The organism is Psychrilyobacter sp. (assembly GCF_037132775.1).
GTDB lineage: Bacteria > Fusobacteriota > Fusobacteriia > Fusobacteriales > Fusobacteriaceae > Psychrilyobacter.
In genome coordinates this window covers 1-10,880 of record NZ_JBAHZY010000073.1, presented here as the reverse complement: position 1 = coordinate 10,880, position 10,880 = coordinate 1, and the positions used below count along the sequence as shown (strand labels likewise).

Sequence of the window (10,880 nt, the reverse complement as noted above, 5' to 3'; positions counted from 1 at the left end):
AAACGATCTTAAATTTAAACTTAGAAGAGTAAGTTTTTCGTGTATTCATAATCAAAATTCCCCATATTGTTTTCTTAAATTATACCCTATTTTTTTGCTTAAGGTTAAACACTCTTTGTATGAATTTATACGACCATTATATTGAATATTCTAACCCTCTAATGATCTTATACTTGATCTATACACGCTACCGGACATACTCCTGCACTGCTCCACAATCGATACATGCATCTTCATCTATCAATCTTTTACCATCTTCTACCTCTGAAATACACGCTACCGGGCATACATCTTCGCATGCTCCACATGAAATACACTCATCTTTTCTTATTCTATGTGACATTTTATCTCCCCCTAATCACTTATTATCTTGATATAACTATTTTTAGTATACTCTATAAAATTAGAATATTAAAATAATATTTTACTTTATTTCCTTTATATAGATCTTTCCTGATAACTGCTCAATCTTCGTTTTCTGGGTTCTGAAATAAGCCTTGCTGGTAGCCTCATAATCTATCTTATATTTTTCTCCGCCCTTATTTTCACCCTCCAAAGTTATATAGTATCCGTATTCACCGCTCCCTCTAGGTTTTATTTTTTCATCCCATTTTTTTTTATAATCGACCCCATAGGTCACCGGTAATTTAGACAGATTATATGTATATTCTTCTAATAAAGTCGCACTGACATCTGCCATATACAGATCATATCCCCATAATTTAAAAGTAATTTCTGAACTATCTCCTAATCCCAACTCCTCTATACTATCTATGGTAACCTGAATCATTTGTCTATTTAAAACTGATTTTTCAATTTTTTTATCCACGTTACTGCACCCTATCAAGGTTAAAATTATCAATACCATATATTTTTTTTTCATCCTATTACTCCTCCCCCTACCAGATATTTACCATAGTACAGCACCATATGCTGTCCCTTAGCATTCTGGGGATTTTTCTCTTCATATTCAAAATATACCCTATCTTCTCTCTCAGATTCAGATACTTTTTTTAACCTACCCATAAACCCATGACTTGAAAACCTCGGTCTTGCCATGAGTTCTACCTCCAACAATTTATCTATTTCAACTACAAACTTATAGTCTAGCAACTCTACCTTTTTTATAAAGAGTTTATCATAGTCTCCCAAAAGGATCTCCTTTTTAGAAGGTCTTATATCCAGTATAAAATACGGTCTCGTTTTTTTCAGATTCAAACCTCTTCTTTGCCCTATAGTATAAAGTTGGTACCCATCATGGGTTCCCATTATATTTCCATCTTCATCTACAAAGTTACCCTTTTCTATCTTATCTTTTAATTTCTCTTGCAAATACTCTTTATATCCCTCTGGGGCGAAACATATTCCTTGACTATCTTTTTTATTATGAGTTATTAATCCTATTTTTTTTGCCATCTCTCTTACTGTCGACTTAGTAAAATTATACAGAGGAAACTTCATCCTTTTGAGAGTATCCTCATCTAGTCTATATAGCATATAGGTCTGGTCTTTACGTATATCTGCTGCATTTTTTAAGAGATATTTATCCATTTCAGAATTATATTCCAAATTACAATAATGTCCTGTAGCTATATATTTTGCTCCCACTGAATCTGCATACTCTATCAGAGTTTTTATCTTTATCCTCTCATCACATACTACACAAGGAGATGGTGTTGTCCCACTGCTATACCCATCTAAAAAATCCTTAATCACTATCTTTTCAAAGTCTTCCGATACATCTAAAACTACGTGTTTTATTTTTAATGAATCAGCTACTTTTTTAGCTTCTCCTATCTCTCCCTGAGATCTTTTATCCACTTGCAGAGTGACTGCTATCACCTCATATCCCTCTTCTTTCAAAATATATGACGTTACTGAGGAATCTACTCCTCCACTCAAACCAACTATTACTTTTTCCATTTTTTCTACTCCTTTTCCCTCACATATTTTTCAGATCTTTTAAAAATTTTATTTCTTATTAATCTGCGTTATTTTTTTTCTTTTTCTTCAATATATCTTTCGATATTCCTATCCAAACTCTCCTCAAACTCCATCATTAACTTTCTTTTCAATTCCTTATATTTTTCTGGCGAGGTATCTCTGTCTATATTTTTTTTCTCCAAATTTTTATTTTCTATTTTTTCCTGTTCTTCTTTTATATTCAAATTTGAACTAAATACAATCCCCAAAGAAAAACTTAGGAGTAAAACGCCCATTACACTCTCTAACATCGTCAACGCCTGAGCAACTATAGATATGGGAACTATTTCTCCATAGCCTACACTGGTTAAGGTTATAAAACTAAAATACATCCCCCTAAAATATAAGCCTTTTGCTTCCAAACCTTCCAGTGTCATACCCTCTAAGGCATTTGGATTATTTCTTATCAGCAATATATATATAAAACCAAAAATTATCCCTAGTGTTATATAGGTTAGAAGAACTATTCCAATATCACCACTCTTAGCTCTCCTACGGCCAGATAAAATATCTATAAATACATATTTGATTATAAAAAATTGAGAGATCAATAAAAGTATTAAATTTAACATTATTATCCATTTCAAGGATGTCAAATTATCACGGATAAAACCAAAGTTACTTACAATTCCTTCTTCAAATGCAAGGCTCATCCATATGGGCAGGATTATTAAATAGTAGAAGATAAATCCTAGAAAGAATATCGGCCTTTTTTTAGCCATCCTGAATCTAAGCAAAAAATAGGCTACGGGGATTAAATTCATAAATATAGCCAAACTATAATACATTCTAATTATCATTTTTTCATTTACGTCTGCATCTATCCTCAAAGTATTTCCTAAAATAATTGAGATGATCATAAGAATTATTGTATTTAGCAGCCCTTTTTTTATTTTTTTTCTCACCACAGCTCTCCCCTTCTATAATTTGATATGGATCTCTCCCACCATAAACTCTTTAATCCCATCGATAGTTTCTACTTCTAATCTACCATTTTCAAGGATTTTTCCTCCTATCCCAGATATTTTATTTTCTAAAAACTCTATCTCTATCGCCTTATTTAGAAGGTAATTTTTTTCATTTATCTCGTATAAAATCTCATCCCATTCTCCCCTCAGGTACCTATTCCAATATTTTTTAAATGAATTTACAACGGCTTTTATCATATCTAAAACTTCATATCTGTTTCCAGTTGCACTTTTTAAAGAGATACCATTTTTAGATGCTCCTAAAAATTCCAAATTATTTATGTTTATTCCTATACCTACAATAAAAAAGTCACCTACTTTTTCTACCAGGATTCCAGATAATTTTTTATTGTATAAATAGACATCATTGGTCCATTTAAACTTATAATCTAATTCTACCATACTTTTCAAACCATGTAATAGAGCTATACCCACGATCAACGGCAGTCTACTATATTCTTCCATGCTTAAATTGGGATCTTCCTTTAAGGCAAAGCTAAACAACCCCGCTCCTGTAGGAGATATCCAAAGATTCCCCCGCCGTCCCCGTCCAGAAGTTTGAACATCTGCTATAACCAGGTCCCATTCTTTTTTATCTTTTTTTTCCTTCAGATAATCACTGGTCGACCCCAGCTCATCAAAGTGAAATATTTTCATCCTTCTCCTCCTATTTAATGCAATAAAACCAATATTAAAAAGGACACCAAATCAGTGCCCTTTAATTCTTTTACTTTAACTTCAAAGGGAACATAAAAATGTCCCTCTCCTCTTTATTATCATCTAATTGCCTCTCTATTATAGGCTTGGAAATCAGTTCTACCTCTCTCTTATAGATATATTTTTTATCTTCGTATAGTTCTAACAGGTGAAGGGAAAATCCCTCCTCTTTGGCGTTTAAGATAGATTTATTCTGTCTTTTCATCTCCTGATCGCCTTTTTCCCCCATCCCAGTAAAATAAAGGATATCTCCATCTTTTCTGTGTTTATATGAACAATTATTAAATTTAGCTAGCAAAACTATAGTATTAGTTTTCTTACTCTTTCTCACTCCCCCCTGATTTGAACACAGGAAAGTTTCCGCTATCTCCTTATTTTCCAAAACTTGATCTATTTTTAAATCTTTTATTGTCATCTTTTATCTCCTCATACTATAACTACTCATATTTTTATTTTATTATCTATCAGTGGAAATTTATAATTAAATCTTTTCTATTTTTTCAACAAATTAGCCAATATCTCTGGAGTCATCTTGTTATAGATCTCACTACCGATCTTCACGTTAGGACCCTTTCCACACTGACCCAAACATCTCTGAGTAATCAATTTGTATTTTCTATCAGGAGTGATCCCATCTACCTCTACTCCTAATATTTTTTTAGCTTCCTCTAATATCTTTCCGCTACCATTATTTCTACAAGCTGTATGAGTACAAACCTTTACTTCTATGATTTGTTTCCCTTCACCCTTCAGGTGGGGATAAAATTTAATTGTATTTTCGATAGAAAAATCAAATTTATCCATCTTATCTGCAACAAATTTTATCATATCTTTAGATATATAACCCTCGGTCTTTTGAATAAATTCCAACACCTCTAATTCATTATTTTTATCCTCTAAATTTTCTATAATTTTTTCTATCTCTTTATATAGATCCATATTTCCCTCTCCTTTTTTAATCTGTCGCTCCGCCGTCTCCATCTAGATCTAAAGTTTCATCTGAATCTGGATATGATTTCCCCATATCTGTGGCTCCACCGTCTCCACCTACCTCAGTATAAATTTCATCAAAGAGTCCCTCATGAATTTTTAAGATTTTCTTAAAGGTTTTATGTAGATTCTTGGATGTATATGTAGCCCTTAAAAATCCATCTACTTCTTTATCAAACTTATAACTGTTGTCCCTTCCTATCCATTGATTTTGCCAGCAGGAAGAAGATATTTGGTCTCCTAATCTCCTGTTTCTTTTTCATGGGTTATTGTCAGTCCTTTTATCTTATGCTCTGTATCTACAGCTAGATCAAAGCCTATCCTTCTCTTTCCAGATCCTTTGGATTCTCCTACAACATAGGTTCCTATATCCAGTCCATCTTTTTTCAAGGAATAATAGATAAATCCATCCTCAATTATTTTGTCCTCAAATTCCACATCACTTCCGAAATATTTTCTTAAATTCGTATAATTTATATTCTTAGGAATTATGTCTTCATTTTTATAGGTAATTGTATAAAGTCCTACCATTATAAATAAACTACTAATCATAATCAATTTTATGAGTTTAACATAGGAATATGGTTTTGCAAATACTCTATTAGGAGTATACCTATCTATTATTGGAACCATTAAATTTGCTCCTAATACTCCCATGGCGATCCCTGGTCTTTGACTAGTAAACTCCGTTACTCCAAAAATGAAAATTCCCATCAATACTAAATAAATGTCATATCCCACCCTTGTATACGGACTGGTCACTGGATCTGTAGCTATAAATACTGAAGTAAATAATACACCGCCTATTATTATGTTCAAAAATGGATTAGGAGAGACAAAATTATTCAATACATATATTGTGCCCAATAAAATTATTGGTCCTTCCCATTCTATAGATTTTTTTTATACCAAATAAACGTACCCTAAAAAAATTGCTATTATAGAGCTTTCTCCAATACTTCCAAGCCTATTTCCCAGGATTAAATTTTTATAAAATAAAGGTTCTCCTAGGTCACTTATAATTTTAGACAGTCCTCCATATTTTATCATAGGGTAGAGAGATCCCCCAGCAGTTCCGTCAAAATCATTTACTTGATAAAGGTACATAGGAAATAGTATCATTAGAGATAACCTTCCCAAGATTGCCGGATTAAATAAATTTTTTCCCAACCCTCCGAATATATGTTTACTTGAAATAGCTATAACTCCTCCTATTCCCGCTACATAAAATGGAGTTATATATGGGAGAGACAACGCTAGAATCAATCCAGCTATTATCCCACTGCCATCGTGGATCCTATCTTTTTTTATATTTTTCCAAAAAATTTCAGTGAAAAATGAAAATATCACTGTACTTAACAGGATTTTTACCGCTGCTATTCCATAAAAATAGATACTTATTGCCATGCACGGAAGAAGGGCTATGCCGACATCCCTCATGAGATTTTGAGTTGTATTTTTTGAGCTAATATAAGGAGCTGCCTTAATCATCGCCATCCCTTCCCTTTTCTAATCCTAAAAATATAGCATCCATCAGAGGAACCTGACTAGGACATATATATTCACAACTGCCACATTTTATGCAGGAAGACAGAGAAAATTCTTTTTCCATCTGATGATACTTCCCTTTTTTTTGCCAATCTGTCATATTCTAGTGGCAGCAATCCCATAGGGCATATGTCTACACACCTACCGCATCTGATACAAGGTAATTTCGGAGGGGATTTTTCTTTTCCTAAGGCTAAAATTCCATTCATCCCCTTAGAAGTACTCCCTATTTCCCCTATTTCATGACCCATCATAGGCCCATAAGCTATAATTTTATCCACGATATCTTCCTTAAGCCCTACATAATTTAAAATATCTTCTATGGGGGTTCCTATAGGAATAGATAAATTTTTAGGATTTTTTATTCCTTCTCCAGATACAGTGACTATACGTTCAACTATTGGCGTTCCATATGTTACTCCTCTATAGATAGCCAAAATAGTCCCTACATTTAAAGTAATAGCCCCTATCTCTCTAGGAAAAGATTTTATCTCCTTTTTCAACAACGCTTTTATAAGCTGTTTTTCTCCTCCCTGTGGATACATGGTGGACAATTTTTCTACCCTGATTCTTGGATCTTCCTTTACAGCCTCTCCCATTTTTTCGATGGCTTTTTCCTTGTTTGCCTCTATACCTATGATCCCTTCTTCCATCTCAAATATTTTCATAAGGATTTTTATTCCCTCTAAGATTTCATTTGTATTTTCAATCATTACTCTGTTATCCGCGTTTAAATAGGGCTCACACTCAACACCATTTATTATGATCGTTTTTAATTTTCCTTCTAGTTTGATATGGGTAGGACAAGTAGCTCCTCCGAGGCCCACTATCCCTAGATCTTCCATTAATTCTTGAATTTTTTCAGGAGTAAAAATTTTCAATTTTTCCCTTTTGAATTCTTCTCCTAAAAAATCATTTTCTATAATTATTTCTTCTGCTCCCGCCCTTTTATATTAATTTTTTTTATTTGGCTAACCTTCCCAGAACAGGGGGAATGAATAAAAGTAGAAAATTTTACCTCTGCTTTCCCTATCTTTTGATATTTTTTCACCCTGTCTCCCACCTTGACCATGACAATAGCAGGAATCCCTATATGTTGTAGAGTGCTTACCCTGTAAGTCCTCACCTCTGGCATCTTTTCAATTTTTTTTCAGAAGTTATTTCTTTTTCTTCAGGGTGGATCCCCCCTCTAAAAAATATGATCCTCCCCCTAAATCTATAGTTTCATCCTGTGGTTTCCACCCACGGGGATACCCCTCTTCCTGTACAAAAAAATTAAAAAATTTTCTTTGACTTCTTAGGCTTAGTATCTATCTTAGTATCTATATTTATCTTATATTTCCCTGTCTCTCCAGATTCAGCCTTTTTCACCAAAAATTTCATCATCTTTTTAAATTTTTCACTGGCAGTTGTAGCACCTGCTACGATATCTATATACGGTAACTGAAAATCAACAGTTTCCATGGATGTTCCTGCCGTCCCACCTCTTTCTTCCAATGAATCCATAAAATTTTGAGGTACTTCTACTGAAAATTTCCTGAAATTGGTTCCTGTTACATCCAGCATTTGTTCGTTATACTTTTTATCCTTACTGGCTAAATTCCCCTTTTTATCCACCAGGTCTGCTACCACTTCTACTATCTCACCGTTTTTTACCCTGATGCTGGTAATCGAAGCATATCCATCCCAATAGTATTCGGCTTCCTGTGCTACATAATACCCATCCACCAATTGTACTCCTAAAATACTTGTTGCCATAATTAGATATAAAATTATTTTCTTCATAGTTTTCCCCCCTATTTTATAATTTACTTTCAATGAAACCACCCTTCAAACTCACCAATTTTCCCCTCTTCAGATTTTTTTATCAAAAATACAGTTATCTTATTAAACTTCTTACAGACAACTGTAGCTCCTGCTATGATATCTACCCGAGACATCTTATCGTAATCAACTTCTTTTAGTTTTTTCATATATTCTTTGGGTAGTTCTACATATGGATTTATCCCGCCTGTCTCTTTCAAAACTACATGTAAATCTTTTTTATCCTGACTCATTAATTCTCCATCTTTAGTTACCATATCTACCTTTATCCAATCAATCCTATTATCCTTTACCTTTAACTCTACCTTTGTTCTCCATTTTTTTCCTCTTACTACATTTTCCACAACCAAATAATTACCATCTATTAATTTAATAGCAAATATCGTTGTTATTAATGTGAAATATACAATTATAACTTTCAATATCCCCCCTTATAATTCTATCTGATTATCCTTCCAAAATAGCAGTGGCAGTTGCATATTCCTTAGAATGGGAGATGCTTAAATTTAATTTTCCATTATATTTTTTAACCAATTTATCCGATAGATAAACTACAGGTTTTCCTAAATCATCATTTAAAATTTCTATATCCAACAGTCCGAATTCCCTGACGCCAGTTCCAAAGGCCTTGGATATAGCCTCTTTGGCTGCAAACCTGCCTGCATAACTTGGATATGGATTTTTTTTCTGTGAGATATATTCTATTTCTTTTTTTGTATATACTTTCTCTAAAAAAGTAGAAGTTCTTTCAATAGCTTTTTTTATCCTGGATATTTCTACTATATCCGTTCCTAATCCTATAATCATGACAATACACCCTCTTTGCTCATTTCTATCATATTTAAAATTTATTCTTCTAAAATTAATTTTTTTCAAAAATATCTATATTTACATCTACCGTTATCTTTAATTTCGTTAAATTCAACAGCCTTTCCACTCCATCCTTGGGACTTTTCCATCTATAGGGTGTCATATCAAATAAACTTTTTATATCTGCACCATCTTCTAAGTCAGATTCATATCTCACATTTATCAGCTCTTTATGACTATATCCATCCACTAGGTCTTGTGTGGGTCTGTAATAATCCATTTTCAGCTTGTCATAGACTACTTCTTTCATCTCCACCAGATGATATTCTCCTGTACTGACAGTTATTAATTTTCCACCTTTTTTTAATACTCTTTTATATTCTGCAGGATCTATATAACTAAACATACAGATCACATAATCCAGTGTTTCACTTACAATAGGAAGATTTGATCCACTTGCTACTATCCATTCAATCCCCTTATAGGTTCTGGCAGCATGGATAATTCCGTCTTTAGATATATCTATTCCTACAATATTAAAATCGATATCTTCCTCCTCAAAATTGTTTCTCAAGAGATTGGTATAGTATCCTTCTCCACATCCTATGTCTAAGATATTTATACCACTTTTATTGCCTATCTCCTTTTTTATACTTTCATTCAAAGTTTCTGATATTTTTTTATAATATCCCCTCTCCAAAAAGTTTTTTCTTGAAACTATCATCTCCTTATCATCCCCGGGATTTTTACTCCTTTTTTCATTGGACATATGCAGGTTTACATACCCTTGCTTTCCCATATCAAAGGTATGATTGTTTTTACACCTATAATTTTTTTCTATTCTATTTAATTCATCCTGACATACAGGACATTTTAATATACTCATAATTTTCTTTCTCCTTATTTTGCCATTAACTCTAATAAAAAACTCTTTTAAACACTTAAATTCAAGGCACTTTCTTCTTCGCTTCAGATTTTTCAGATTAACTCTATTTTTTTTAATTTGTGTAAATTTGTGTAATCTGTAACTAAAGTTTTTATAGCCTCTACTTCTACAAAGACAGTTGAGTTTTTAAAAATCACTTTACCCCGTAAATTTTCTTGGCATTTCCTGTAGTCACTCTCACTACTTCCTCATAGGATACACCCTTTATTTCAGCTATCTTTCTAGCTATATGCTCCACATAGATAGGATGATTTCTCTTCCCTCTAAATGGTGTAGGAGTCAGGTATGGGGCATCTGTTTCTATTACCAGTCTGTCCAAAGGTATCTTCGATACAGCTTCCACAAGTTTTTTTGCATTTTTAAAAGTAATGACTCCTCCTACTCCAAAATAATAATTATCCATAAGCTCTACTGCACTTTCATAAGAACCTGGATAACAATGAACTATCCCTTTTATCTCCGGGTACTCCTTCAAAATTTCCAAAGTATCGTGGGTAGCATCCCTTGTATGAATAACCACTGGTTTTTTTACTCTTTTAGCCATTTCTAACTGTTTTCTAAATACAGCTTTCTGCTCTTCTTTTTCATCTTTCATCCAATGATAATCAAGACCTATTTCACCTATTGCTACTACTTTAGGATGAGCAGCTAATTCCTCTAAACAACCTTCTAATTCTGCGTTATATCCATTTATATCTGTAGGATGAACCCCTATTACCGCATACATAAAATCGTATCTGTCTGCCAAATCTATAGATCTTTTGGAAGAATCTAAATCATAGCCGATATTTACTGCGAATTCTAAATTTTCTTCTATATCCTTTAAAACATTATCCCTATCCTCATCGTATCTATCGCTGTCTATATGACAATGTGTATCTACTAATTTCATCTTTACCTCCAAATGATCTTCTCTTTATATATATTTATAATTTCTATACTTTGTGGTTACATTTTTATTTGGCGGTGAGTCTTGTCAAGCACACCACCACATATTTTCAAGGAAAACTTCATTTGCAGTAAAATAATTTAATACTTTTCGCGGTCTATTTCTAATTCTTTCTACAGTTCTTTCTAACTCATCATCTGGTATT

The 10,880-nt window shown here is 33.0% G+C and carries 12 protein-coding genes and 2 pseudogenes; all 14 read right to left on the bottom strand.

The genetic code is table 11. The features are described from left to right. Positions 1 to 167: 167 nt before the first annotated feature. The 14 genes and pseudogenes from V5784_RS04905 to V5784_RS04840 all read right to left on the bottom strand — a co-directional run bounded on the left by V5784_RS04905 (position 168) and on the right by V5784_RS04840 (position 10,678). A pseudogene (locus tag V5784_RS04905) lies at positions 168 to 343 on the bottom strand (4Fe-4S binding protein). A gap of 81 nt (positions 344 to 424) precedes the next feature. Beyond that, positions 425 to 883: a hypothetical protein gene (locus tag V5784_RS04900; protein WP_336887925.1), complete on the bottom strand. Its 459-nt coding sequence runs from the start codon at positions 881 to 883 to the stop codon at positions 425 to 427. After that, entirely contained in the window at positions 880 to 1,923 is a 1,044-nt protein-coding gene (mnmA, locus tag V5784_RS04895; RefSeq protein ID WP_336887924.1) for a tRNA 2-thiouridine(34) synthase MnmA, read from the bottom strand. The genes V5784_RS04900 and mnmA overlap by 4 nt, the downstream gene beginning before the upstream one ends. 68 nt (positions 1,924 to 1,991) lie before the next feature. After that, the gene (locus V5784_RS04890; protein ID WP_336887923.1) at positions 1,992 to 2,888 is read right to left on the bottom strand and encodes a potassium channel family protein; all 897 of its coding nucleotides are present in this window, start codon (positions 2,886 to 2,888) and stop codon (positions 1,992 to 1,994) included. Positions 2,889 to 2,903: 15 nt separating this feature from the next. Next, a complete protein-coding gene (locus V5784_RS04885; protein ID WP_336887922.1) occupies positions 2,904 to 3,608 on the bottom strand; it encodes a biotin--[acetyl-CoA-carboxylase] ligase in 705 nt (234 codons plus the stop codon). Between the two features lie 70 nt (positions 3,609 to 3,678). After that, on the bottom strand, positions 3,679 to 4,083 hold the full coding sequence (locus tag V5784_RS04880) for a restriction endonuclease (RefSeq protein WP_336887921.1): 405 nt from the start codon (positions 4,081 to 4,083) through the stop codon (positions 3,679 to 3,681). A gap of 77 nt (positions 4,084 to 4,160) precedes the next feature. After that, a complete protein-coding gene (locus V5784_RS04875) occupies positions 4,161 to 4,607 on the bottom strand; it encodes an NAD(P)H-dependent oxidoreductase subunit E (RefSeq protein ID WP_336887920.1) in 447 nt (148 codons plus the stop codon). 291 nt (positions 4,608 to 4,898) lie between these two features. Next, a pseudogene (locus V5784_RS04870) lies at positions 4,899 to 6,149 on the bottom strand (RnfABCDGE type electron transport complex subunit D). 71 nt (positions 6,150 to 6,220) lie between these two features. Next, positions 6,221 to 7,129 (bottom strand): RnfABCDGE type electron transport complex subunit C, encoded by a 909-nt coding sequence (locus tag V5784_RS04865; protein WP_336887926.1) that lies wholly within the window; start codon positions 7,127 to 7,129, stop codon positions 6,221 to 6,223. Positions 7,130 to 7,481: 352 nt separating this feature from the next. Further along, positions 7,482 to 7,991 (bottom strand): hypothetical protein, encoded by a 510-nt coding sequence (locus tag V5784_RS04860; protein WP_336887919.1) that lies wholly within the window; start codon positions 7,989 to 7,991, stop codon positions 7,482 to 7,484. 29 nt (positions 7,992 to 8,020) lie between these two features. Next, positions 8,021 to 8,452, bottom strand: coding sequence for a hypothetical protein (locus tag V5784_RS04855; protein ID WP_336887918.1), 432 nt, complete (start codon positions 8,450 to 8,452; stop codon positions 8,021 to 8,023). A gap of 25 nt (positions 8,453 to 8,477) precedes the next feature. Further along, positions 8,478 to 8,837 carry a holo-ACP synthase gene (acpS, locus tag V5784_RS04850; protein ID WP_336887917.1) on the bottom strand — a complete coding sequence of 120 codons (360 nt, stop codon included), beginning with the start codon at positions 8,835 to 8,837 and terminating at the stop codon, positions 8,478 to 8,480. A 55-nt stretch (positions 8,838 to 8,892) separates the two neighbouring features. Beyond that, positions 8,893 to 9,726, bottom strand: coding sequence for a methyltransferase domain-containing protein (locus V5784_RS04845; protein WP_336887916.1), 834 nt, complete (start codon positions 9,724 to 9,726; stop codon positions 8,893 to 8,895). A gap of 193 nt (positions 9,727 to 9,919) precedes the next feature. Continuing rightward, positions 9,920 to 10,678, bottom strand: coding sequence for a TatD family hydrolase (locus V5784_RS04840; protein ID WP_336887915.1), 759 nt, complete (start codon positions 10,676 to 10,678; stop codon positions 9,920 to 9,922). Positions 10,679 to 10,880: the final 202 nt, after the last annotated feature.